The sequence below is a fragment of the Leyella stercorea genome (assembly GCF_021531655.1).
This window is the reverse complement of record NZ_JADYUF010000002.1, coordinates 95,116-119,143: the sequence shown is the minus strand read 5'-3', so window position 1 is coordinate 119,143 and position 24,028 is coordinate 95,116. Positions and strand designations below refer to the sequence as shown.

The 24,028-nt window shown below is 50.0% G+C and carries 22 protein-coding genes and 2 tRNA genes; all 24 read left to right on the top strand.

The genetic code is table 11. The annotated features are described in order from the left end of the window. The first annotated feature begins 222 nt into the window (after positions 1 to 222). Complete coding sequence (locus I6E49_RS01400; RefSeq protein ID WP_235400043.1) at positions 223 to 498, top strand: hypothetical protein; 276 nt, start codon at positions 223 to 225, stop codon at positions 496 to 498. 216 nt (positions 499 to 714) lie between these two features. Next, complete coding sequence (locus I6E49_RS01395; protein ID WP_235400042.1) at positions 715 to 1,149, top strand: hypothetical protein; 435 nt, start codon at positions 715 to 717, stop codon at positions 1,147 to 1,149. A 460-nt stretch (positions 1,150 to 1,609) separates the two neighbouring features. Continuing rightward, on the top strand, positions 1,610 to 3,928 hold the full coding sequence (locus I6E49_RS01390) for a DUF3987 domain-containing protein (protein ID WP_235400041.1): 2,319 nt from the start codon (positions 1,610 to 1,612) through the stop codon (positions 3,926 to 3,928). A gap of 268 nt (positions 3,929 to 4,196) precedes the next feature. Beyond that, a complete protein-coding gene (locus I6E49_RS01385; RefSeq protein ID WP_235400040.1) occupies positions 4,197 to 4,556 on the top strand; it encodes a DUF5675 family protein in 360 nt (119 codons plus the stop codon). Between the two features lie 216 nt (positions 4,557 to 4,772). Next, complete coding sequence (gene ftcD / locus I6E49_RS01380) at positions 4,773 to 6,479, top strand: glutamate formimidoyltransferase (RefSeq protein WP_235400039.1); 1,707 nt, start codon at positions 4,773 to 4,775, stop codon at positions 6,477 to 6,479. Between the two features lie 189 nt (positions 6,480 to 6,668). Then, positions 6,669 to 8,681 carry a urocanate hydratase gene (locus I6E49_RS01375; protein WP_235400038.1) on the top strand — a complete coding sequence of 671 codons (2,013 nt, stop codon included), beginning with the start codon at positions 6,669 to 6,671 and terminating at the stop codon, positions 8,679 to 8,681. A gap of 46 nt (positions 8,682 to 8,727) precedes the next feature. Then, a complete protein-coding gene (hutH, locus tag I6E49_RS01370; RefSeq protein ID WP_235400037.1) occupies positions 8,728 to 10,215 on the top strand; it encodes a histidine ammonia-lyase in 1,488 nt (495 codons plus the stop codon). Next, entirely contained in the window at positions 10,212 to 11,447 is a 1,236-nt protein-coding gene (gene hutI / locus I6E49_RS01365; protein ID WP_235400036.1) for an imidazolonepropionase, read from the top strand. Before hutH ends, hutI begins: the two co-directional genes overlap by 4 nt. Positions 11,448 to 11,522: 75 nt before the next feature. Continuing rightward, positions 11,523 to 12,029 (top strand): DMP19 family protein, encoded by a 507-nt coding sequence (locus tag I6E49_RS01360; RefSeq protein ID WP_235400035.1) that lies wholly within the window; start codon positions 11,523 to 11,525, stop codon positions 12,027 to 12,029. A 33-nt stretch (positions 12,030 to 12,062) separates the two neighbouring features. Beyond that, a complete protein-coding gene (gene smpB, locus I6E49_RS01355) occupies positions 12,063 to 12,542 on the top strand; it encodes an SsrA-binding protein SmpB (RefSeq protein WP_235394096.1) in 480 nt (159 codons plus the stop codon). A gap of 27 nt (positions 12,543 to 12,569) precedes the next feature. Then, entirely contained in the window at positions 12,570 to 15,335 is a 2,766-nt protein-coding gene (metH, locus tag I6E49_RS01350; protein WP_235400034.1) for a methionine synthase, read from the top strand. A gap of 15 nt (positions 15,336 to 15,350) precedes the next feature. Then, complete coding sequence (map, locus tag I6E49_RS01345; RefSeq protein WP_235400033.1) at positions 15,351 to 16,214, top strand: type I methionyl aminopeptidase; 864 nt, start codon at positions 15,351 to 15,353, stop codon at positions 16,212 to 16,214. Positions 16,215 to 16,301: 87 nt separating this feature from the next. Continuing rightward, the gene (tsaD, locus tag I6E49_RS01340) at positions 16,302 to 17,315 is read left to right on the top strand and encodes a tRNA (adenosine(37)-N6)-threonylcarbamoyltransferase complex transferase subunit TsaD (protein ID WP_235400032.1); all 1,014 of its coding nucleotides are present in this window, start codon (positions 16,302 to 16,304) and stop codon (positions 17,313 to 17,315) included. A 57-nt stretch (positions 17,316 to 17,372) separates the two neighbouring features. Further along, positions 17,373 to 17,912, top strand: a complete 540-nt coding sequence (locus I6E49_RS01335) for a CinA family protein (RefSeq protein WP_235400031.1) — start codon at positions 17,373 to 17,375, stop codon at positions 17,910 to 17,912. Between the two features lie 166 nt (positions 17,913 to 18,078). Then, positions 18,079 to 18,342 (top strand): 50S ribosomal protein L28, encoded by a 264-nt coding sequence (gene rpmB / locus I6E49_RS01330; protein ID WP_235394091.1) that lies wholly within the window; start codon positions 18,079 to 18,081, stop codon positions 18,340 to 18,342. Positions 18,343 to 18,346: 4 nt separating this feature from the next. Then, the gene (rpmG, locus tag I6E49_RS01325) at positions 18,347 to 18,538 is read left to right on the top strand and encodes a 50S ribosomal protein L33 (protein WP_094879561.1); all 192 of its coding nucleotides are present in this window, start codon (positions 18,347 to 18,349) and stop codon (positions 18,536 to 18,538) included. 13 nt (positions 18,539 to 18,551) lie between these two features. Beyond that, a complete protein-coding gene (locus I6E49_RS01320) occupies positions 18,552 to 18,710 on the top strand; it encodes a DUF4295 domain-containing protein (RefSeq protein ID WP_235394090.1) in 159 nt (52 codons plus the stop codon). Positions 18,711 to 19,372: 662 nt separating this feature from the next. Next, on the top strand, positions 19,373 to 19,750 hold the full coding sequence (locus I6E49_RS01315) for a transglycosylase SLT domain-containing protein (RefSeq protein WP_366558413.1): 378 nt from the start codon (positions 19,373 to 19,375) through the stop codon (positions 19,748 to 19,750). A 172-nt stretch (positions 19,751 to 19,922) separates the two neighbouring features. After that, positions 19,923 to 19,995: transfer RNA gene (locus I6E49_RS01310), tRNA-Lys, on the top strand. Positions 19,996 to 20,025: 30 nt separating this feature from the next. Next, positions 20,026 to 20,098: transfer RNA gene (locus tag I6E49_RS01305), tRNA-Lys, on the top strand. Between the two features lie 94 nt (positions 20,099 to 20,192). Next, positions 20,193 to 21,644 (top strand): choice-of-anchor Q domain-containing protein, encoded by a 1,452-nt coding sequence (locus I6E49_RS01300; RefSeq protein ID WP_369681598.1) that lies wholly within the window; start codon positions 20,193 to 20,195, stop codon positions 21,642 to 21,644. A 37-nt stretch (positions 21,645 to 21,681) separates the two neighbouring features. Continuing rightward, positions 21,682 to 22,161 carry a cytidine deaminase gene (cdd, locus tag I6E49_RS01295; protein WP_235400029.1) on the top strand — a complete coding sequence of 160 codons (480 nt, stop codon included), beginning with the start codon at positions 21,682 to 21,684 and terminating at the stop codon, positions 22,159 to 22,161. A gap of 128 nt (positions 22,162 to 22,289) precedes the next feature. Next, on the top strand, positions 22,290 to 23,855 hold the full coding sequence (locus I6E49_RS01290) for an acyl-CoA carboxylase subunit beta (protein WP_235400028.1): 1,566 nt from the start codon (positions 22,290 to 22,292) through the stop codon (positions 23,853 to 23,855). Positions 23,856 to 23,873: 18 nt separating this feature from the next. Continuing rightward, the gene (locus I6E49_RS01285) at positions 23,874 to 24,023 is read left to right on the top strand and encodes a hypothetical protein (protein WP_007896899.1); all 150 of its coding nucleotides are present in this window, start codon (positions 23,874 to 23,876) and stop codon (positions 24,021 to 24,023) included. Positions 24,024 to 24,028 lie beyond the last annotated feature (5 nt).

Here is a 24,028-nt window from a genome sequence, read left to right as displayed (position 1 = left end):
CCCCCTTGCCCCTCCCCCGTAGGGAGGGGAGTAGTATGAACCGACTACTTACAATTATCAATAAACAATAAAACAATAATCAATAAACAATAACCAAACAGCCTTACTATCCCTCATACCCCACAAAATCATATCACTCCCCTCCCTGCTGGGGAGGGGTCGGGGGAGAGGCTTTTCTCTTCCTATTGAGGGCCGGGGGTAGGGCTTAATACTTAAATTATTATGGACGCAAAAATCATGCGAGTGGTACAGCAGGGCGAGGCTTTCGCTGTACAGAGTCAGAAGACGGAGAGTGGCCAGACTATGAAGTGCAACATCATGCTTCAGGAGCTTGGCGGCAAGTACGAGAACCAGTATGTGGCAGCTATGCTCGGCAATACGGCAGGATGCCTGTTCAGTCCCGGCGACCTTGTGGCGGTGACGCTGCGCTTCTCTACACGAGAGTATAACGGGGCACACTATCAGGACATACTGGTGACGGACATTGTAAAGTTTTGAATTTTGAATTAGGAATTAGGAATTGGTCGCCTATGGCGATTAGGAATTGTTCAATTTTGAATTTCATAATTCACAACTGGTAAATTCAAAATCGCCAAACGCTATAACTCAAAACTCAAAATTCAAAATCATAAAAAACAAGAGTTGAATTGCGGAGGATATTCCATGGTAAAGCGCGCAACAATCCAACGTTCTTCTCGCAAAAAACTCAATATTATGATTAAAGATATAAACAATAACGCAAACAGCACAAACGCAAACAGCACAAGTGCTAATAGTACAACCAACAACCAGGTTAATGGCTGCCAGCACGTGCAGCTTGGCGGTATCGCTTTCTACGACGAGAGCAAGTATTTCCTCTTTTCGCCCGATGATTCGGTGCCCGATAAGGTGCAGCGTATGCGGAGGATGCACGGCGTGGCGCAGCAAATGACCGACGGCACGTTCGACTTTGTGGCACAGCCCAGAGTCAGGTCACAGTCGCAGCTTATCAGAAAGCTGGCGCACGGAAGGGTGAGCAAGACCAAGGACGGGGCAATTCAGTTGACGCTGAAGATAACAGCAAACGAAAACATTAATATTGCACAGGCAATAGCCGTTGAAAGCGCAGAAGCAACTGACGCGATTGTGAAGTACCAACTTAGACGGTAATGTTAAGTGACTGAAAACCACATGCTGTCTTTTTGTCACGAGATTTGTCCTTGGACCCACTGACTATAAGGAAGTAATTACCATAAATTATCCATGAATTACTCATAAATTAATTCGTGGTAAAATTCGTGGTCAATTCATGATAATTCGTGACTGAAAAACCACGCAGCAAGCATGAAGTTCTTTTTGTCACGAATTACCATAAATTATCCATGAATTCAGATAACGCACACAACATTCGTGTGATTAGTGAAATTCGTGGTGAAAAGAATAATTCATGGTGAAATTCATGGACAATTCATGATAATTCGTGACTGAAAGAATAATTCTTACCGACTTGCTGCGCAGGCTAAGGCGAGGACGCCATAGCCTCCTACAATTCACAATTGGACAATTCGTAATCGCAGGCGTTAGCCGAGAATAACTCAAAACTCAAAATTCAAAACTCAAAATTCAGAAAATGAGCGTACACATTATATATTACAAGGACGGGGCAAAGCTAATGCGCCCCGTCAACGACGAGACCGAATACCGGCTCGCGCGCGACACGGAGCGCAACCGACGTGCCGACAAGCACCACATGGTGCAGATGAACTACTCCTGCCTGCCTAATGCCGACGGCACGCTGAAAGGCGCTACACGGATGAGCCGCTCCGTTGGCATGGACATCGACTTCGACCCTAAGGCTGCTGACTATGAGCAGAAGATGGCGAGCGTGCCCGAAATGGTGATGGGCAAGAAGGACGAACTGGGACTGCTGATGCTCGAACGCTCGGCTGGCAAAGGCTATCATATCGCCTTCAGACGCAAGCCTGAGCTCTCGCAGGAGGAGAACCTCAAATGGGCTTCGCAGCTGCTCGGTGTGCAGTACGACAAGGGCGCAAAGGACATTACCAGAGTGTTCTTCACGCCTCCATGCGAAAAATTGCTCTTCGTAGATAAGGAGCTGTTCGATAATGAGGGTGAGGTTAATGAGGGTGAGGTGGTGAGGGGTTGTGATGGTGATGTTTCCTCGTCAGCTACACAGCAAACCAACACCACAACAACGTCTCAACACACAACCTATTTAGGCATTCCCTACACCGACATTATCCGCAAGTGGTGGCAGATGTACAACGACTCGCAGGAGCCTGTGTGCAGCAACCGCAACACGCTCACATTTGAGCTTGCCGTCAACCTACGCCACATCTGCGGCTTCGACCGCCAGCTGCTGGACAGCATCATTCCGTGTTACGACGGGTTCCCAGAGGCGGAGAAGCTTGCCTGTATCGACTCGGCTCTTGGCGAGAAGCGCACGCAGATGCCCAAGCGGCTGAAGGACGTGCTGCTTGCCTTGCGACAGGAACGCATAACAGGCGCAGACGGAGAGCAGGCAGAAACCGACGGAATAGACGAGGCGCTGGCACGGGACGATCTGTTCTACTACAATGCGCTGCCACGAATGCCGCAGGGCGTGAAGGACTCTATCGATGCTGTAGGTCCTGCCTTGGCGCTGCCCGTACTGACTGCCATCTGTCCTGTGATAGGCATGCTGGCTACTGGCGTGAAGGTGGACGTACACGGCAAGATGAACTCCTTGAACCTCATCTCGTACATAGCTGGCGACTTCGCATCGGGCAAGGGCAGCATCGACCCCGTTATGGACGTGTGGACGCAGGAAGTGAGGGCTATGGACAAGATGTACCAACAGCAGGAGGACGAATGGCGTGCCAGGAAGCGGGCTGCCAAGAACAAGAAGGAGCAGCCCGAGGAACCGAAGCTGCCCGTGCGCTGTCTGACGCTCAACAATACCGTTGCCAACCTTGCCGAGCGACTTGCCAACACAGGCGGACTGCACGCCTTCTCGTTCACGCCCGAGGCTGACACGGTGGCGCAGAAATGGCGGTCGGCTATGAGCGACTTCTCCGTGATGCTGCGACAGGCTTACGACGGCACAAGCTACGAGCGTGAGGCGCGAAGTGCCGAGGCTGTGAACGTGCATATCGATAGGCTGTTGTGGAATGTGGTGATGTGCGGAACGCCCGATGCGCTGTATAGAGTGGTGACCAACTACACCGACGGTTTTCAGAGTCGTATTGCAATAGCACGCACACCCGACAACACCTTTCAGCCGCTCACCGAAAATCTGCATGTGCTGACCGATCGTCAGCGTGAGCGCATACGTCAGATAGCCCATTTGCTGCCATTGATGCAGGGCGAGGTGGTGCTATCCAAATTGGAGGCAAAGGGCAGGCAATGGCTGGAGCAGGTGCGACTGGAGACGATGAAGAACGACGACAAGGTGAAGGCTCGCCAGCGCTTCCGCATCTGTCCCACGACGATGCGCATGATGACCTGTCTGATGCTCTGCCGAGTGGCTGCACAGCTGATAGACCGCCACGGACTGGCTGGCGCTGAGACACGGCTCAAACAGCAACCGGGTTTGTGGAAGGAGCTGATTGTAAAGCAGCAGCACCCCTCGTTTCTCGCTGCCTTCGACGTGCTCGCCGACTATCAGATAGACAACGCCCTGCACTTCTTCCGCGACCGCATAGAGGCGGCATTCTCGTCGAAAGACTATTGCGGACGTGCCACGGCGGAGCGCACCAAGCGAGGCAGGAACGACTCCATCTTCGAGCGTCTGGACACTACCTTCAGCTTTGAGCAAGCCCTGCAGCACAGCATAGCCGTGAAGGGTTCGAATACGTCGCGCAACGCCGTTCAGCAAATGCTCAAGAACTGGCGCAAGCAAGGACTTGTCAGCTTTGAGCCTAACAACAGTTTCCGGAAGACTTATTGAATTTTGAATTTTGAGTTTTGAGTTATTCTCGGCTACGCCTGCGATGGGGAATTTTTCAGTTGTGAATTGATAATTCAAAAACTAATAACTCTAAACTCAAAAACTCAAAATGCGCGTAGCGCACAATTCAAAACTCAAAACTCAAAATTCAAAACTCTTTTAGTCATTTAGTCATTTAGTCAAAATTGAAAATTGAAAAACTCAAAAATTCAAAATCGCCGCAGGCGACCAACTCAAAACTCCTAATTCAAAACTCAAAACTCAAAATATGCTGATAGAAATCAAACGCAACCGCTACTCGTCCTATGGCGTAGACGGCATGCTCATAATAAACGGTCGCACTATTTGCGCCACATTGGAACATCCCCGTAATTATCTCCCAGCCGGCTCCTATCCATTGGAACTGGAGATAGACAGGAAACTCTGCCGCATATTGCCAACGACGCCTTGCGGCGCTACCATACGCCCCGGCAACGGTGCCCTTACGCTGAAGAACGGCAGCATCATCGTAGGCAAGGAGTACATACCGGGACTGGTGTTGAAGTCGGCGCAAACGTACGAGCGGCTCTACGAACGTATATGGAAAACAATGAAGCGTGGCAAGGGCGTAGTGCTGACGATAGTATAGCGCTGTTGCTGTAATGCTATTACAATCAAAGTGTCACTCAATGTTATTTAATAAATAACGTTGGGTGACAATATTATTTGACGTATGGTAACCATTATATAGTAAATGTTTATTGCTATTTTCTTGCATTAAATATTCTTTTTCACTAAATTTGCAACGTATCATTGATACTTCTGCTATTTGATTTTTTATACTACTAACATAATACCTTATACTATGGCAAAAATGAAGCAGATTGTAGAGTGTGTGCCTAACTTCAGCGAAGGCCGCGACATGGGCGTAATCCGTCAGATAACGGACGCAGTAGAGAGCGTCAAGGGTGTGAAGTTGCTCGACGTCGACCCCGGCGAGGCTACCAACCGTACTGTCGTAACCTTCGTGGGCGAGCCCGACGACGTGGTGGAGGCTGCCTTCAGAGCTGTGGGCAAGGCCGCACAACTTATTGATATGCGCCAGCAGCACGGCGCTCATCCGCGCATAGGCGCTACCGACGTGCTGCCCATTGTTCCCGTGAGCGGAATTACGCTTGAGGAGTGTGCCGAGATTTCGCGCCAACTCGCCAAGCGCATTGCCGATGAACTCAACATTCCCTGTTATTGCTATGAGGCTGCGGCGTTCACTCCCGAACGCAGAAACCTTGCCGTGTGCCGCAAGGGCGAATATGAGGGCATTGCCGAGCGTATAGACGACGATGCTGAAGCTCCCGACTTCGGCCGACGTCCGTACGACGAGCAGGTGGCACGAACAGGCTGTACGGTGGTGGGCGCGCGCGACTTCCTCATTGCGGTGAACTTCAATCTGAACACTACCTCGACACGCCGTGCCAATGCCATCGCGTTTGACGTGAGAGAGAAGGGTAGGCCAATGCGCGAGGGCAATCCTATCATCGGCAAGAAACTGCTCTATGCCGACGGCACGCCCATCATGAAGCCCGGCACGCTGAAGTGTACCAAGGCCATAGGATGGTATATCGACGAGTATGGCATCGCCCAGGTGTCGATGAACATCACCAACATCAACGTTACGCCGCTGCACAAGGCTTTTGACGAGGTGTGCCGCTGCGCTCAGAACCGTGGCGTGCGCGTTACGGGAACGGAGATTGTGGGACTGGTGCCCGAGCGCACCCTGCTGGAGGCTGGACGCTACTTCCTTGCCAAGCAGCAGCGCTCGGCTGGCATACCGAAGAAGGACATACTGAACATTGCCATCAAGTCGCTCGGACTGTCTGACCTCAAGGAGTTTAAGCCCGAGGAGAAGATTATAGAATATGTGATGGCTGAGGGCGACGAGAAGCAGCACCTGCTGGTAGACATGACGGTGAAGGGATTTGCTGAGGAGACGTCGCGCGAGAGTCCGGCTCCTGGCGGCGGTTCGGTGTCGGCGTATATGGGAGCACTGGGCGCATCATTGGCAACGATGGTGGCAAATCTGTCAAGCCACAAGCCGGGATGGGACGAGCAGTGGAGCGAGTTTGCCGCAGTGGCTGAGGAAGGCATGGCTCTGCAGGAGCGTCTGCTGCATCTTGTAGACGAGGACACAGAGGCGTTCAACCGCATTATGGCTGCTTTCGGAATGCCGAAGAATACGCCCGAGGAGAAGGCGGCACGTACGGAAGCCATACAGACGGCTACGCTCTTTGCTACGGAGGTGCCGCTGGAGACGATGAAGGCTTCGTACGAGGTGTTTGCCGTATGCCGCAAGATGGTGGAGAAGGGCAATCCCAACAGCGTGTCGGATGCCGGAGTGGGAGCGTTGGCTGCACGTGCCGCTGTGCTCGGTGCCGGTATGAACGTGAAGATTAACGCCGGGTCGCTGAAGGACCGCACGGAGGCTGAAGCACTCATAGGCGAGGCCAACGAGCTGATAGCTAAGGCGAATAAGGAGGAAGAGGAAATAACAAAGTTGGTGGAGGATAAACTGTAAAAAAAGCCCCACCCCCTGCCCCTCCCTCGTAGGGAGGGGAGTAGTATGAACCGACTACTTACAATTTTTAAACAATAACCCAAAATAAACAATAACCAAACAGCCCAGCTATCCCTCACACCCCACAAATCACATCACTCCCCTCCCTATGGGGGAGGGGTCGGGGGTCGGGCTGAAATATATTACATTATGACTTTTACAGACGAAATAAGACTGGGCATTCCTGACTGCTTACCCGAGCAGAAGCCCTACGACAACAATATAAATCATGCGCCCAAGCGCAAGGAGATACTGACACACGAGGAGCGCCAGCTTGCTCTGCGCAATGCTCTGCGCTACTTCCCCAAGCATCTGCACGCACAGTTGGCGCCCGAGTTTATGGACGAGCTCGACCGTTACGGCCGCATATATATGTACCGCTACCGTCCGAGCTATGAGATGTACGCCCGTCCTATCGACGAGTATCCGCACCGCTCAGAACAGGCGGCTGCCATAATGCTGATGATTCAGAACAACCTCAATCCTGAGGTGGCGCAGCATCCGCACGAGCTGATTGTGTACGGCGGCAACGGTGCCATATTCCAGAACTGGGCACAGTACCGGCTGACGATGAAGTATCTGAGCGAGATGACCGACGAGCAGACGCTTGTGATGTATTCGGGACATCCGCTCGGACTGTTCCCGTCGCACCGGAATGCGCCACGAGTGGTGGTGACAAATGGTATGGTGATACCAAACTACTCCAAACCTGACGACTGGGAGCGCATGAACGCTTTGGGCGTGAGCCAATACGGACAGATGACGGCTGGCTCATACATGTACATCGGTCCGCAGGGCATCGTGCACGGCACTACTATCACCGTGCTGAACGCCTGCCGTAAGCAACTCAGCGCCAAGGGTAAGGCACACGACATCAGCGGTATGCTGTTTGTGTCGTCTGGATTGGGCGGCATGTCGGGCGCTCAGCCCAAGGCTGGCAACATAGCCGGTGTGGTGAGCGTGGTGGCAGAGATAAATCCTTTGGCTGCCAAGAAGCGCTACGACCAGGGATGGGTGGACGAGCTGCATGACAATCTGGACGAGCTGATTCCTGCCATACGAAAGAGCGTAGACGAGAAGCGCACGGTGTCGATGGCATATGTGGGCAACGTGGTGGACCTGTGGGAGCGACTCGCTGACGAAGGAGTGCACGTGGACATAGGCAGCGACCAGACCTCGCTACACAATCCGTGGGCGGGTGGCTACTATCCTGCCGACCTGACTCTGGAGGGGTCGAAGCAGATGATGGCTGAGAATCCCGATGAGTTCCGCAAGCATGTGCAGGCGTCGTTGCGCCGACAGGTGGCTGCCATAAACCGCCTTGCCGAGCGTGGTATGTACTTCTTCGATTATGGCAACGCCTTCCTGTTGCAGTCGAAGCGTGCAGGAGCCGACATCTGCCAGGAGAATGGCAAGTTCCGATATCCGTCGTACGTGCAGGACATAATGGGTCCGATGTTCTTCGACTATGGTTTCGGTCCCTTCAGATGGGTGTGTACATCGGGCACCCCAGCCGACCTCGCCAAGACCGACGAGATTGCGGCACGTGTGATGGAGGAAATAATGCAGACTGCGCCCGACGAAATCAAGGGACAGATGGCGGACAACATACACTGGATTTGCGAGGCAAGCCGCAACAACCTCGTGGTGGGCTCGCAGGCTCGCATCCTGTATGCCGACGCTGAGGGCCGCTCGAAGATAGCCCAGGCTTTCAACGAGGCTATAAAGAGTGGCGAGATAACACGCCCTGTGGTGCTGGGACGCGACCATCACGACGTGTCGGGCACCGACTCGCCATTCCGTGAGACAAGCAACATATACGACGGCTCGCAGTTCTGTGCCGACATGGCTGTGCAGAACGTGATAGGCGATTCGTTCCGCGGAGCTACATGGGTGTCGCTGCACAACGGCGGCGGCGTAGGCTGGGGCGAAGTGATAAACGGAGGTTTCGGCATGGTGATTGACGGCAGTGAGGAAAGCGACCGCCACATACGCGAAATGCTATTCTGGGACGTGAACAACGGAATCGCACGCCGCGCATGGGCTCGCAACGAAGGCTCAATACACAGCATTGAGCGCGAGATGCTGCGCTCGCACGGGTTGCAGGTGACAATGCCAAACATCGTTGACGACGAAATCATCAGCAAATACGCCAACCCTTAAACCATACATCAACCTATCAACACTACAATCTATCAACTGAAGCAATATGAAGATACACAAGATTTCAGCCGAGCACCTTTCGATTGAACGTATAGGTGAAATAGTATATGGCGGCTACCAGATACAATTGAGCTACGACGCACAGAAGCGCATAGTGGAATGCAGAAAATATCTCGACCGGAAGATAGAGGAGACAACTTCGCCCATCTATGGCGTTACTACCGGATTCGGATCGCTCTGCAACGTGAGCATCGGTCAGGACTATCTGGCACAGTTGCAGATAAACCTTATGATGTCGCACGCTTGCGGTACGGGCGACCGTGTGCCCAACGACATTGTGAAGATAATGCTGCTGCTAAAGATTCAGTCGCTGAGCTACGGATTTTCGGGCTGTCAGCTTGCTACTGTCAACCGGCTCATCGACTTCTTCAACAACGATGTCTATCCGGTGGTGTACATGCAAGGCTCGCTCGGAGCTTCGGGCGACTTGGTGCCGCTGGCTCATCTCACGCTGCCGCTCGTAGGATTGGGCGAGGTGGAATATCAGGGCGAGGTGATAACGGGAGCCGAACTGCTGCAGAAGCTGGAGTGGCAACCTATACAGCTTGCCTCGAAAGAGGGACTGGCGCTGCTCAACGGTACGCAGAACATGGGGGCTTTCGCTGTGTGGGCGCTGCTGCAGTCGTACAGGCTGAGCGAATGGGCAGACAGGATTGCTGCAATGTCGCTCGATGCTTACTACGGACTAACTGCTCCCTTCACCGACGCTGTTCATCAGGTGCGCCCGCATAAGGGACAGATTGCCACGGCTGCACGTATGCGCCAATTGCTCGAAGGCAGCGAGATTGTGGAGAAGCCCAAGCAGTATGTGCAGGATCCGTACTCGTTCAGATGTATTCCGCAGGTGCATGGCACGGTGAAGGATACTATCGATTATGTGACATCCGCAGTTGACGTGGAGGTGAACTCGGCTACGGACAATCCGACTGTGTGTCCTGACGACGACATTATTATTTCGGCTGGCAACTTCCACGGCGAGCCGATAGCAATGCCGATGGACTTTCTGGCAATAGCCTTGTGCGAATTGGCCAACATTTCGGAGCGCCGCATCTACAAGCTTGTGAGCGGTACGCGCGGACTGCCCAGCTTCCTTGTGGCAAATCCGGGTGTGAACAGCGGATTCATGATAACGCAATATACGGCTGCCTCGGTAGTGAGCCTGAACAAGACGCTGTCGACACCTTCGTCGGTAGACAGCATTCCGTCGAGCCAAGGACAGGAGGACCACGTGAGTATGGGTGCCAATGCTGCCATAAAACTCTATAAGGTGGTGCTCAACACGGAGCGTGTGCTTGCCATCGAACTGTTCAATGCAGCACAGGCACTCGACTTCCGTCGTCCGCTGAAGTCGTCGCCAGCAGTGGAGGCGCTGCACGACAGTTACCGAAAGGTGGTGCCGTTTATCGTAGACGACGAAGTGATGTATCCGCATATTGCGAGGTCGGTAGAGTTTTTGAGGGGAGAAAAGTTATGAAACAACTTGTTAAAAACATACGATGTCTTGCTGGCGTAGAATACGAACCTAAGCCCCGGCTGAAGGGCAAGGAGATGGGGCGTTTCTGCGCCATTGACAATGCGTGGCTCCTGGTGGAGGACGGAAGGTTTGCCGAGTTTGGCAGTGTGGCAGACGGGATGCCGGCATTTGCCGACATTGACCAGACCATTGACGCTGAGGGCGGAATCGTGATGCCGTCGTGGTGCGACTCGCACACACATATAGTATTTGCCGGAAGCCGTGAACGCGAGTTTGTGGACAAAATCAACGGACTGAGTTATGAGGAGATTGCACGACGTGGCGGAGGAATACTCAATTCGGCCGACCTTCTGCACAACACCTCAGAAGATGAGCTCTATCGTCAGGCCATGCGCCGACTGGACGAGGTTATACAGAAGGGAACCGGCTGTATAGAGATAAAGAGCGGCTACGGGCTCAATCTGAAAGACGAACTGAAGATGCTGCGCGTGATTAGGCGCATGAAGGAGACTTCGGATGCTCGGATTGTGTCGACATTCCTCGGAGCGCATGCTGTGGCACGCGGAATGACACAGGCCGAATATGTAAAACAGATTGTCGACGAGATGATTCCAGAAGTGGGACGTCAGCGTCTTGCCGATTTCGTTGACGTGTTCTGCGACCGTGGATTCTTCACGCCTGAAGAGACTGCACGTATTCTCGACGCTGCTGCTGCATGGGGAATGCGCCCGAAGATTCATGCCGACGAACTGGCATCGTCGGGTGGAGTAGAAGTGGGTGTAAGGCACGGAGCATTATCTGTAGACCATCTGGAGAGCATGACCGTGGAGGAAATAGAAATATTGCGCCCGAGCGACACGATGCCTACCGTGCTGCCCGGCACGTCGTTCTTCCTGAATATGCCTTACGGCAAGGCGCGCAAGATGATTGATGCGGGACTGGGCGTGGCGGTGGCAAGCGACTACAATCCGGGTTCGACACCTTCGGGCGACATGAAGTTTGTGGTTTCGCTGGCTTGTATAAAGCTACGTCTGCTGCCAAGCGAGGCGTTGAATGCAGCTACAATAAACGGAGCTTATGCTATGGGAGAGAGTGCCGAATACGGAAGTATTGCCAAGGGCAAGGTGGCAAATTTCCTCATCACCCATCCGCTGCCATCGGTAGACTTCATACCCTATGCCTACACTACACCGATAGTGAAAAAAGTGGTGTTGCGAGGCAAAATGCAATGAATCATAAGGGAATGAAGATTAAAAATAAATGTATTTATTTTGTATTGTCTTCGATTTCCACTAACTTTGCACGCTATGATACAGGTAAAAGTGAAAGACGCTGCCCTTCGTGAGGCGGCTATGCAAGATATGGATGCTTTCCTCAAGGTGTTTATCGACGCTACTAAGGAGGCCATTGGCGGCGAGCTTAATGCTGAGAATATGCAGCAGTTGAGCGTGTCGCAGATTACATTGCTTGCCTACGACATCCTGCACGAGGAGGTGATGGACGGCGGATTTGTGCAGCTCATCTACAACGGCTACGGCGGTTTCATATTTGACAACCCCTTTGCCAAGGTGTTGCGCGACTGGGGACTGCGCGACCTTGCCAAGATGCTCTTTTCGGTGCGCAAACTCTACAAGGAGTACGGACCGAAGATACAGCGTGACTGCTCGGACGAGGAGTTTATGGCAATGTTTGAGCAATACCCCGAGTTTGACGACTACGACGACGAGTTTGTAGAAAACGAGGAGGCGTGGACTGCAGGCGTGGCTCACTATGTAGACGAGCATATAGAGGAATTTGTGGTGGTGGAGGAATAAGCGTAACTCCCCACGACTTCAATAGCAAAAACAATGAATAAGGAACAGGAACTGAAGAGAAAGAAAAGTCCGGTGAGCATAAAGAACAAGAAAGCCTCGTTTGAGTACTTTTTTGTGGAGACGTATACGGCAGGCATAGTGCTTACCGGCACCGAGATAAAGTCGATAAGACTCGGAAAGGCGAGTCTTGTCGACACTTTCTGCTATATAAACAACCATGAGGTGTGGGTGAAGGGCATGAACATCTCGCCCTACTTCTACGGCTCGTTCAGCAACCATGAAGCACGACGCGACCGCAAGTTGCTGCTCAACAAGCGAGAAATATACAAGCTTGAGGACGCTACAAAGCAGCCTGGATACACCATTGTGCCTACTCTCGTATTCATCGACGAGCACGGACGTGCTAAGGTGGACATAGCCCTGTGTCGAGGCAAAAAGGAATACGACAAGCGACAGACGCTGAAGGAGAAGGAAGACAGAAGAGAGATGGATAGGGCGATGAAGCATTATTAAGAATGAGGTGTGGCTAAATATTATTAGATGAAGAAGACTTTAAGAGAAGTCGCTAAAGACAGGATAATAATACTCGACGGTGCGATGGGCACCATGATTCAGCAGTACGGACTGGAGGAAGAAGACTTCCGTGGCTACCGCTACCGCAAGACTCCGGGTATGATGAAGGGCAACAACGATATGCTCAATATCACACGCCCTGACGTGATAAGCGACATTCATAGAAAATACCTTGAGGCTGGTGCTGACATCATCACCACAAACACATTCAGCTCACAGCGCATCAGTCAGGCTGACTATCATTTGGAGGACTCAGCCAGGGCAATGGCGCTGGAAGGAGCACGACTGGCACGCAAGGCAGCCGACGAATTCTCGACAGAGGACCGTCCACGCTTTGTGGCAGGATCGGTTGGCCCTACTAACAAGACGTGCTCGATGAGTCCGGACGTGAGCAATCCTGCCGCACGCGACCTCGACTATATGACGCTCTATACTGATTATGTGGAGCAGATTGAGGCGCTGGAAGAGGGTGGTGCAGACGCCATATTGATTGAGACAGTCTTTGACACGCTCAACGCCAAGGCTGCTATCGATGCAACAATGGAGGTGGGCAGACGCACAGGCAAAGACCTGCCTATAATGCTGAGCATCACCGTAAGCGACCTTGCCGGACGTACTCTGAGCGGACAGACACTCGACGCTGTGCTGGCGAGTGTGAGCAGCTACCCGATTTTTTCCATCGGACTCAACTGCTCGTTCGGTGCCGACCAGATGAAGCCTTTCTTAAAACAGCTGGCTCATCGTGCACCTTATTATATAAGTGCTTATCCGAACGCCGGGCTGCCCAATAGTTTGGGCGCATACGACGAGACTCCAGAGTCGATGGCTCCACAGATACAGGAATTCATAGACGAGGGACTGGTGAACATCATTGGCGGATGCTGCGGAACTACGGAGAAGTTTATTGCCAAATATGTGCCTATTGCCGAGGGCAAAAAGCCGCATGTGCCGCAACCCAAGCCCCAGACCATGTGGCTGAGCGGACTGGAACTGCTCGACGTTACGCCCGATGTGCGCTTTGTCAATGTGGGCGAGCGATGCAATGTGGCTGGCTCGCGCAAGTTCCTGCGACTCATCAAGGAGAAGAGCTACGACGAGGCTGTGAGCATAGCACGCAAGCAGGTGGCTGACGGCGCACTGGTCATTGACGTGAACATGGACGACGGACTGCTCGACGCTCGCGAGGAGATGCGCACATTCCTGAATATCATCGCTTCGGAACCCGACATTGCCAAGGTGCCTGTGATGATCGACTCGTCGAAATGGGATGTGATAACTGCCGGACTGCAATGCGTGCAGGGCAAGTGCATCGTCAACTCAATCTCGCTGAAAGAGGGCGAGGAGGTGTTCTTGAGCCACGCTCGCGACGTGATGCGCTATGGTGCAGCCGTGGTGGTTATGTGCTTTGACGAAATAGGACAGGCCACTACTTACGAACGACGCATTGAAATTGCAGCACGTGCCTACAAACTTCTTACAGAGAAGGTGGGCATGAATCCGCTCGATATAATATTCGACCCCAACGTGCTTGCCATAGCTACGGGCATGGAAGAGCACGACAACTATGCTGTCGACTTTATTAAGGCAGTCGACTGGATAAAGACAAATCTGCCAGGAGCGCATGTGAGCGGTGGCGTGAGCAACCTGTCGTTCTCGTTCCGTGGCAACAACTATATACGCGAGGCAATGCACTCGGTGTTTCTCTATCATGCCATTGGCAAGGGTATGGACTTCGGAATCGTGAATCCGGCAACCAAGGTGACCTACGACGATATCACTGCCGACCAACTGGAGATAATAGAGGACGTGGTGCTCAACCGAAAGAAGGATGCTTCGGAACGTCTTGTGGAACTTGCCGACGAGATAAAACAAAAACAGGAGGCTCTGAAGAACGGAATAGCGACTGGAACAGGCACAACACAGGTTGCCGCTGAGCCCGAATGGCGCAAGGCTGACGTTGCCACACGTCTTGCCACAGCCCTGCAAAAGGGAATTGCCGACTATATGGAGGAAGACATCAAGGAAGCTCTTGTTGTCTATCCGAAGGCGGTGGACATCATTGAGGGTCCACTGATGGACGGTATGAACAAGGTGGGCGAGCTGTTTGGTTGCGGAAAGATGTTCTTGCCACAGGTGGTGAAGACTGCACGCACTATGAAGAAGGCTGTGGCTATACTGCAACCATACATCGAGGCTGATAAGAAGGAAGGCGGCTCGTCGTCGGGCAAGGTGCTTATGGCAACCGTGAAAGGCGACGTTCATGACATTGGCAAAAATATTGTTGATGTGGTGATGTCGTGCAACAATTACGAGGTGATTGACCTCGGAGTGATGGTGCCTGCTGAGCAGATTCTGAAGAAGGCCATCGAAGAGAATGTTGACATGGTGGGACTGAGTGGTCTTATCACGCCGAGTCTTGAGGAGATGGTCAATGTGGCTACGGAGTTTGAACATGCTGGTCTGCAGATTCCTATTATGGTTGGCGGTGCTACGACTTCAGAGATGCACGTGGCATTGAAAATCGCGCCTGTCTATAGTGGAATTGTGGTGTGGGTGAAGGATGCTGCGCAGAATCCGATGATAGCACAGCGACTCATGAATCCCGATGAACGTCGGGCATTTGAGGCAGAGTTGAAAGAACGTTACGCCAAGCTGCGCGAGGAATATGCTGCTCATCAGCAGAAGCTATCGTCGCTCGACGAGGCAAGAAAGAATAAGTTGGAATTGTTTTAAAATATCTATATAGTTATGGTATTCAGAAAAAAGAGAGTTTGGCACTGTCTTCCTGGTCAGGAGCCAACTGAACTTGACAAGAAAGTAATGTACTGGGAAAACAAGGGTAAGGAGGTGCCGTCGCGCGACCTTATCAAGACTCCCGAACAGATAGAAGGCATTCGCCGCAGTGGTGTGGTGAATACCGGTGTGCTCGACGAGGTGGCAAAGAATATTCGTGCCGGAATGAGCACTCTCGAAATCGACCAGATTTGTTATGATTATTGCACATCGCATGGTGCAATTCCAGCTTGCCTTAATTATGAGGGCTTTCCTAAGAGCGTGTGCACAAGTATCAACGAGGTTGTGTGCCACGGCATTCCTAAGGAAGAGGATATTCTTGAGGAGGGCGACATCGTGAATGTTGACTTCACAACCATCCTTGACGGCTATTACGCCGATGCCTCGCGTATGTTTATCATTGGCAAGACCACTCCAGAGAAGGAGCAGCTTGTGCGTGTTGCCAAGGAATGTTTGGAGATAGGTATGGAGGCAGCCAAGCCTTATTCGTTTGTTGGCGATATTGGTCATGCTATCCAGAAGCATGCGGATAAGTATCACTACGGCATTGTGCGCGACCTGTGTGGACACGGAGTGGGTTTGAAATTCCACGAAAAGCCAGATGTGATGCACTACGGTCATAAGGGTACAGGTATGCTGCTCGTGCCGGGTATGGTGTTCACTATCGAACCAATGGTGAATATGGGTACATGGAAGGTGTTTATTGATGCCGACGACGAATACGGATGGGAGGTAATCACTGGCGACGAGAAACCGAGCGCACAGTGGGAACATACATTCGTAATGACAGAGCACGGCGTTGAAGTGTTAACTTATTAATATTAAGTGTTAAATGTTGAATTTTAAGTGCTAAGTTCTATTTTGCTGACACGACATTTAACATTTAACAATTAAAATTCGGAAGAAATGTACATATTAGGTATTGAGAGCAGCTGCGACGATACTAGTGCAGCAGTGCTCCAGGATAATATATTGCTGAGCAACGTGACAGCTTCGCAGGACGTTCACTTTGAATATGGTGGCGTGGTGCCTGAGCTTGCGTCGCGTGCCCATCAGCAGAACATTGTGCCTGTGGTAAGTGCAGCGTTGAAGCGTGCTGGCATTACCAAGGAACAGTTGTCGGCTGTAGCCTTCACTCGTGGTCCGGGTCTTATGGGCTCGTTGCTTGTAGGTGTGAGCTTCACCAAGGGATTTGCACGCAGTCTGGGCATTCCTATGATTGACGTGAACCACTTGCAGGGTCATGTAATGGCGCATTTCATCAAAGAGAAGCCGGAGGATACAACGCCTCCGTTCCCGTTCCTCTGTCTGCTCGTGTCGGGCGGTAACTCGCAGATTGTTAAGGTGAATGCCTACAATGATATGGAGGTGCTCGGTCAGACCATTGATGATGCTGCCGGTGAGGCTATAGACAAGTGCTCTAAGGTGATGGGACTGGGCTATCCCGGTGGCCCAATCATCGACCGTCTGGCACGTCAAGGCAATCCGCTCGCCTATAAATTTGCCGAACCGCACATCCCTGGTCTTGACTATAGCTTCAGCGGACTGAAGACCTCGTTCCTGTATAGTCTGCGCAAGTGGATGCAGGACGACCCCGACTTTGTAGAGCATCACAAGAACGACCTTGCAGCGAGCCTTGAGCATACTATCGTCGACATATTGATGAAGAAGCTGCGTCTTGCCGTGAAGCAGACTGGCATAAAGCATGTGGCTGTGGCTGGTGGCGTTTCTGCCAATAACGGACTGCGTAATGCGTTCCACGATCACGCCAAGCGTTATGGTTGGACTATCTATATTCCGAAGTTCAGCTACACTACCGACAATGCTGCGATGATTGGCATAACGGGCTACTATAAGTTCATCGACAAGGACTTCTGCTCAATCGACAAGCCTGCGTTCAGCAAGGTGACATTTAAGTAGTGTGTCCCAAGGACACGCTTGGTTACTCACGAAACATTCATTAAAAAATAGAGAAAAATGGAATTTGAAAAGAAAGTACTTAGCCGTGAAATTCAGCAGTATTTATATGAGTCGGGTCTTACTGTAGGTTCAGCCGAAAGCTGCACGGGAGGACGCATTGCCGAGGCTATTATAGCTGTTCCGGGAGCTTCGACTTATTTTAAGGGCGGCGTAATCTCTTACACCAACGAAGTAAAGGAGAATCTGCTTGGAGTCGACCATCAGCTTCTTGAGGAGAAGACAGCAGTTTGTGAGGAAGTGGCAAAGGCAATGGTGCAGGGAGCGATAAAGACTCTTGGTGTTGACTTTGCGATTGCAACAACCGGTACAGCAGGTCCTGGCGGTGGTACTGCCGAGATTCCCGTTGGCACAATCTGGATAGCATGTGGCAATGCAGAGAATATTGAAACGCTGAAACTCACCGAGGATTATGGTCGTGACATCAATCTTGCAATTGCTACAAGCAAGGCTCTTCAGATGTTTATCGGCTTCCTTAAGGAGCACGCTCCAAAGGTGAAGAACGAAGGCAAAGTACCAGTAATTCCTGTTGCGGAATAATGACAGGTAGGAGGGTGACGGACTTGTTTGATATATCTGAAAACAAAAAAAACATTAAATAAGTAACATTATCTATGAGATTGTTTTGTATTCTCAGAAAAAGTAGTTAATTTTGCACCCTGTTTGGAATAGGTATCAAAAAACGAATACAAAAAAGCAGATAGAAATGTCGAAAATTTGTCAGATTACGGGAAAGAAAGCCCAGATAGGTAACAACGTATCACACTCAAAGCATCGCACAAAGCGTTCTTTCGATGTGAACTTGTTCAGCAAGAAGTTCTACTATGTAGAGGAAGGTTGCTGGATTAGCCTCAAAATTAGCGCAGCGGGTCTGCGTCTTATCAACAAAGTGGGCTTGGACGCTGCCCTCAAGCAGGCTGTGTCTAAGGGTTATGTAGACTGGAATGACATTAAAGTTATAGGAGAATAAGTAAATGGCATCAAAGAAAGCAAAGGGCAACAGAGTACAGGTAATTCTCGAGTGCACTGAGATGAAGAACAGCGGTCTGCCTGGAACAAGCCGTTACGTGACTACAAAGAATCGTAAGAACACTCCTGACCGTATGGAATTGATGAAGTATAACCCCATCCTTAAGAAGATGACTCTTCACAAGGAGATTAAGTAATAACATATAAGATATGGCAAAGAAAGCGGTCGCTACCCTCCGTGAAGGTACATCGGACGGTCGCGCATATACAAAGGTTATCAAGATGGTAAGAAGCGAGAAGACTGGCGCTTACATCTTTGACGAGCGTATGGTTCCTAACGAAGCAGTTAAGGACTTTTTCAAGAAGTAAAATTCTGAAATACAATATTTATGAGAGTGTCGAGCTTTTTGTTCGGCACTCTTTTTTTATGTCTTGAGGTTTGGTGTTGTAGTAGGTTCTGGAGGCTCAATGTGTTGTTCGTTGTCAGCTTTGCTGGCAACTGCTATGTTGTATGCAGTGGCTTTTGCTATATATGGTTTGCAAAATGGTTGAGTTGGGTGTAAGTTGGTGTTTATAAAGCGTCTGAAATGTGTATTTGATTGATATACACCATGTTATCTATGTCAAGAAAAAGCTAAAAAAGGTGAAGTTGTGGTATGTAAACTTGCACAACTCACGATTTTTGTATAATTTTGCAAGCGATAATTAAAAGGAAGTCGTGTCTCAATTATCGGGAGGCGGTCTTCTGAAAGTATCTAACGGAATTTATATAGGTGTTGGATAACGACTTTTGTAGCACCTATAGTGGATGTGTCTTTCGGTATCAGTTTTAGGATAAAGATTCCTTGATTTATATGGTGAAGATGCTTTATACAGACTATCGTCTGTTCCTGAGGAAGGAATAGGGGATAGGGGTATTTAGGAGAGCGTGTCCGGGTTCCACAAAGAACAAACTAATGATTAAATTTATTAAGGAAATTGTTTTAACTTTATGTGTATTTGTAGTAAGCCCAGTATTGGGTGCTAACAACGTGTCTTCTAATGAAGCTCCAAATTCTTCGAGCTTCGATTGGAATCCTGTAATTCAGGCTATCGTTCAGGTTGAAAGTGAGGGTAACGCTAAGGCCGTGAGTGGCAACTCATGCGGTGCAATGCAGATCACTCCGATTTTGGTGAAGGAATGTAATGAAATTCTTAAGAAGCGTAAGAGCAAAAAGCGCTTCACCCTGCGTGACAGATTCAGTCTGGAGAAATCAAAGGAAATGTTCATCCTTATTCAGTCACACTTTAATCCCTTAAATGATATTGAAATGGCAATCCGCTCATGGAATGGTGGTGCGCGTTATAATGTCAAGCGTACTCAGAAGTACTTTGAGAAGGTGATGAAGTGCTTGAATGCGCGAAAATAAATGGCGTAAAAAGTGTAAAGGAATATCGAATTCTTGTCATATGTCAATTTTGAAGCTTTTGATATAAAAAAGTGATAAAAAAACGAGCCGAAACATTTGGCGGTTTGGAAAATAAGTACTACCTTTGCACTCGCAATTCAGAAATGAGGTTGCTGACAATAAAATGAAAGTTGCACCCTTAGCTCAGTTGGTAGAGCAACTGACTCTTAATCAGTGGGTCTAGGGTTCGAATCCCTAAGGGTGTACACTCAAAAAACAACTTTATTTCTCGCAATGCACCCTTAGCTCAGTTGGTAGAGCAACTGACTCTTAATCAGTGGGTCTAGGGTTCGAACCCCTAAGGGTGTACTAAAAGGTATTGGCTTATGGTCAATACCTTTTTTCGTTTTATTACTTTTTGATTTGTTGTTGCAATAAATCGCAGTCTTTCTCGTTATCAATAATGATGAAAGCAATAATCTACAACATACTGTTTTTTATAGGTTTAATAACTTTGTGTGCCTGTAATGATGACGATTCGTTCACAACGTCCACCCGCAATCTGCTGACATTCTCAACGGATACATTGCGGCTCGATACGGTATTCTCAACAGTACCGTCGTCGACCCGTTCGTTTTGGGTCTACAACAAGTCGGGCGACGGATTGCGTTGCAAGAGCGTACGTCTGGAAGGAGGCAATCAGCATGGATTTCGTGTCAATGTGGATGGAGTGTATCTCAGTCCGGAGCAAGGCTACAAGGCGGACGGTATTGAGGTGCGCAACGGAGACAGCATCCGTGTCTTTGTAGAAGTGACAACGGCTAATGCCAATAGCGACATTCCTAAATGTATTGAGGACAATCTGGTGTTTGCGCTTGAGAGCGGACGCGAGCAGAAGGTAGCGCTTGAGGCGTGGTCGTGGGATGCTAACATGATGCGCAATGTGACGGTAGGCGAGGACATGACTCTGTCGCCAGGCAAGCCACTTGTGATTTATGGTGTGATGACTGTGGAGGAAGGGGCTACTCTGAATATTGCTCCCGGCACAACCTTATATTTCCACGGCGATGCGGGCATTGATGTTAAAGGCAAGCTGATATGTAATGGCAATCAGTCGGCTGGTATTGTGTTGCGTGGTGACAGACTCGACCGTATGTTCGATTATTTGCCGTACGACCGTATGAGCGGACAATGGCGTGGCATTCGATTTGAAGAGACATCGTATGGCAACGAATTGGATTATGTGGATATTCACGGAACATTTGATGGCGTGCAGGTAGATTCGTCGGACGTGACACGTCAGACACTTGCCATACGAAATTCTACCATCCACAACTGTCAAGGCAATGCTCTTGGTGTGGTGAATTCGAATGTTTTCGTGGAGAATTGTCAGCTGACGAATACATTAGGCAATTGCTTGAGTGTAGACGGTGGAAACGTCACCGTAAATAGTTCTACAATAGCACAGTTCTATCCGTTTGACGCATTGAGAGCCAGTGCGTTAGGTTTTTCGGGATATGCTCATCCGCTTGTGTTGTTTAAGATGACGAACAGCATTGTTACGGGCTATTCGGACGATGAAATGATGGGATTGAAACCAGCCGTTGGCAGCGAGAATGCTTTCAACTATGATTTTGCCAACTGCATAATACGCACCCCTGAAGTGGAAGACAAGGAAAAGGCACATTATACAGATGTGGTTTTCGAAGATGTAAAGGACACTGTGAGCTATGGTTATAAGCATTTCTTGCTTGTCGATGCAAATATGCAACTCTATGATTTCCACTTGCGTAAGGAGTCGGCTGCTATAGATAAGGCCAATGTGCAAACCTCAACCAAGCACGACCATGACGGACATGAGCGAGGGGACAAGCCGGATGTTGGAGCTTATGAATATACAACAAACAAAGAGTAAGGTTATTGTGAATAAATAACAAATAAAGAGTAAGATTATGAAGACGATAAATCTCAATATTGCTATAAAGCATTGTCAGCTGGACGAGCTTTCCGTTGCCGATCGTGAACTCATAGAACAGGCAATGAAGGCAACTGACAATGCTTACGCCGAATACAGTCATTTCTATGTCGGTGCAGCCTTGCGCCTTGCCAATGGCAGGATAGTGATAGGAGCCAATCAGGAGAATGCGGCTTTCCCCTCAGGGTTATGCGCAGAACGTACAGCCGTCTTCAGCGCACAGGCCAATTTTCCTGACCAGTCAATAGAAGCTCTTGCTCTTGTGGCGCGCAATGATAACGGTTTGATAGACAATCCCGTTACGCCGTGTGGAGCCTGTCGTCAGGTGTTGCTTGGTGTGGAAGAACGCTATGGTCTGCCGATGCGCATACTTATGTACGGCAAAAGTGGAGTGTATAGCGTTGGTTCGGCGAAAGATTTATTGCCATTGTCGTTTGTCGATTCAAGCATGAAATAGTGATATTGGTCAATAAGATACGTATATTGGTCGGTTTATACATTAAAAATTTGTAATCGTTTTACGCTTTCCTTTTTTTTTAGTACTTTTGCACGGTATTTTAAGAACAATATAACATATATAAAAATATGAGCAAACAAGTAGAAAAAATCAAAGAATTGGTCGCAAAGCGCGAGCAGGCTCGTCTTGGTGGTGGTGAAAAGGCCATTGAGAAGCAGCACGCACGCGGCAAATACACAGCGCGCGAACGTATCGAAATGCTTGTAGACGAGGGTTCGTTTGAAGAGTATGATATGTTCAAGAAGCACCGTTGCACTAACTTCGGTATGGACAAGAAGCATTATTATGGTGACGGTGTTGTGGCAGGTAGTGCTACTGTAGACGGCCGATTGGTATACGTATATGCTCAGGACTTCACCGTCAACGGCGGTTCGCTCTCTGAGACAATGGCACAGAAGATTTGCAAGGTAATGGATATGGCCATGACAATGGGTGCACCTGTTATCTGCATGAACGACTCAGGTGGTGCACGTATTCAGGAAGGTATCTGCGCTCTTGCCGGCTATGGTGAGATATTTGAGCGCAACATCCTTGCTTCGGGCGTAGTACCTCAGATTTCTGCCATTATGGGTCCGTGTGCAGGTGGTGCTGTTTACTCACCAGCCCTTACCGACTTCATCATCATGAAGGAGCAGACCTCTTACATGTTCCTTACAGGTCCGAAGGTTGTTAAGACCGTTACCGGCGAGGACATCGATGCAGAGCATCTTGGTGGCGCTTCGGTTCACGCTACAAAGAGTGGCGTGACACATTTCGCAGCCAAGACAGAGGAAGAGGCCATCGAGATGATCAAGAGCTTGCTCTCGTTCATCCCTAGCAACAACACAGAGGAGGCTCCTCGTGTAGAGTGCAACGACCCGATCAACCGTATGGAGGATTCGCTCAACGAGATAATCCCTGACGATCCCAACAAGGCTTACGATATGTACAAGGTTATCGGTTCCATTACCGACAACGGCGACTTCTTCGAGGTACAGCCTAAGTTTGCCAAGAACATCATCATCGGTTTCGCACGTTTCAACGGTCAGAGCGTTGGTGTTGTAGCCAACCAGCCGGCAGCTTATGCCGGTGTGCTCGACGTTAACGCCAGCCGCAAGGCAGCACGTTTCGTACGTTTCTGCGATGCTTTCAATATTCCTATCGTTTCGCTTGTTGACGTTCCAGGATTCCTTCCCGGTACAGGTCAGGAGTACAACGCAGTTATCCAGCACGGTGCACAGCTTCTCTATGCTTACGGTGAGGCTACAGTACCTAAGATTACAATCACCCTGCGCAAGAGCTACGGTGGTTCGCACATCGTTATGGGCTGCAAGCAGCTTCGTGCCGACCTCAACTTCGCATGGCCGTCGTCAGAGATTGCCGTTATGGGTGCCAGCGGTGCTGTTGCCATACTGTGTGGCAAGGAAGCCAAGGCCAAGAAGGAGGCAGGAGAGGATGTTAAGGCATTCCTCGCTGAGAAAGAAGAGGAATATACAGATAAGTTTGCCAATCCGTATGAGGCTGCCTCATATGGCTACATTGACGATGTAATCGAGCCGCGCAACACACGTTTCCGTATCTGCCGTGGTTTGGCACAGCTTGCCACAAAGCGTCAGTCATTGCCGGCAAAGAAGCATGGCTGCATGCCGATGTAATTCATAAATGTTTAGAAAATGGACAAGAATATATATGCAGCCATTGCAATGGCTTTATATGAGTACCAGGGTAACAATGTTCATGACAAGGAGCCTGGTTTCATAACAATACAGCCACGTCAGACGATGTGGAACGCCAAGTTCTTGAGTTTAACAGCTAAACCATAAATACA

What these genes read in the sequence shown, in the direction of transcription:
- metH (WP_235400034.1), top strand. Translation starts at nt 12,570, where the DNA reads ATGAAGAAGACTTTAAGAGAAGTCGCTAAAGACAGGATAATAATACTC.
- map (WP_235400033.1), top strand. Translation starts at nt 15,351, where the DNA reads ATGGTATTCAGAAAAAAGAGAGTTTGGCACTGTCTTCCTGGTCAGGAG.
- cdd (WP_235400029.1), top strand. Translation starts at nt 21,682, where the DNA reads ATGAAGACGATAAATCTCAATATTGCTATAAAGCATTGTCAGCTGGAC.
- I6E49_RS01290 (WP_235400028.1), top strand. Translation starts at nt 22,290, where the DNA reads ATGAGCAAACAAGTAGAAAAAATCAAAGAATTGGTCGCAAAGCGCGAG.
- rpmB (WP_235394091.1), top strand. Translation starts at nt 18,079, where the DNA reads ATGTCGAAAATTTGTCAGATTACGGGAAAGAAAGCCCAGATAGGTAAC.
- I6E49_RS01400 (WP_235400043.1), top strand. Translation starts at nt 223, where the DNA reads ATGGACGCAAAAATCATGCGAGTGGTACAGCAGGGCGAGGCTTTCGCT.
- I6E49_RS01300 (WP_369681598.1), top strand. Translation starts at nt 20,193, where the DNA reads ATGATGAAAGCAATAATCTACAACATACTGTTTTTTATAGGTTTAATA.
- tsaD (WP_235400032.1), top strand. Translation starts at nt 16,302, where the DNA reads ATGTACATATTAGGTATTGAGAGCAGCTGCGACGATACTAGTGCAGCA.
- rpmG (WP_094879561.1), top strand. Translation starts at nt 18,347, where the DNA reads ATGGCATCAAAGAAAGCAAAGGGCAACAGAGTACAGGTAATTCTCGAG.
- ftcD (WP_235400039.1), top strand. Translation starts at nt 4,773, where the DNA reads ATGGCAAAAATGAAGCAGATTGTAGAGTGTGTGCCTAACTTCAGCGAA.
- I6E49_RS01320 (WP_235394090.1), top strand. Translation starts at nt 18,552, where the DNA reads ATGGCAAAGAAAGCGGTCGCTACCCTCCGTGAAGGTACATCGGACGGT.
- I6E49_RS01360 (WP_235400035.1), top strand. Translation starts at nt 11,523, where the DNA reads ATGATACAGGTAAAAGTGAAAGACGCTGCCCTTCGTGAGGCGGCTATG.
- I6E49_RS01375 (WP_235400038.1), top strand. Translation starts at nt 6,669, where the DNA reads ATGACTTTTACAGACGAAATAAGACTGGGCATTCCTGACTGCTTACCC.
- I6E49_RS01390 (WP_235400041.1), top strand. Translation starts at nt 1,610, where the DNA reads ATGAGCGTACACATTATATATTACAAGGACGGGGCAAAGCTAATGCGC.
- I6E49_RS01385 (WP_235400040.1), top strand. Translation starts at nt 4,197, where the DNA reads ATGCTGATAGAAATCAAACGCAACCGCTACTCGTCCTATGGCGTAGAC.
- smpB (WP_235394096.1), top strand. Translation starts at nt 12,063, where the DNA reads ATGAATAAGGAACAGGAACTGAAGAGAAAGAAAAGTCCGGTGAGCATA.
- hutH (WP_235400037.1), top strand. Translation starts at nt 8,728, where the DNA reads ATGAAGATACACAAGATTTCAGCCGAGCACCTTTCGATTGAACGTATA.
- I6E49_RS01285 (WP_007896899.1), top strand. Translation starts at nt 23,874, where the DNA reads ATGGACAAGAATATATATGCAGCCATTGCAATGGCTTTATATGAGTAC.
- I6E49_RS01395 (WP_235400042.1), top strand. Translation starts at nt 715, where the DNA reads ATGATTAAAGATATAAACAATAACGCAAACAGCACAAACGCAAACAGC.
- hutI (WP_235400036.1), top strand. Translation starts at nt 10,212, where the DNA reads ATGAAACAACTTGTTAAAAACATACGATGTCTTGCTGGCGTAGAATAC.
- I6E49_RS01335 (WP_235400031.1), top strand. Translation starts at nt 17,373, where the DNA reads ATGGAATTTGAAAAGAAAGTACTTAGCCGTGAAATTCAGCAGTATTTA.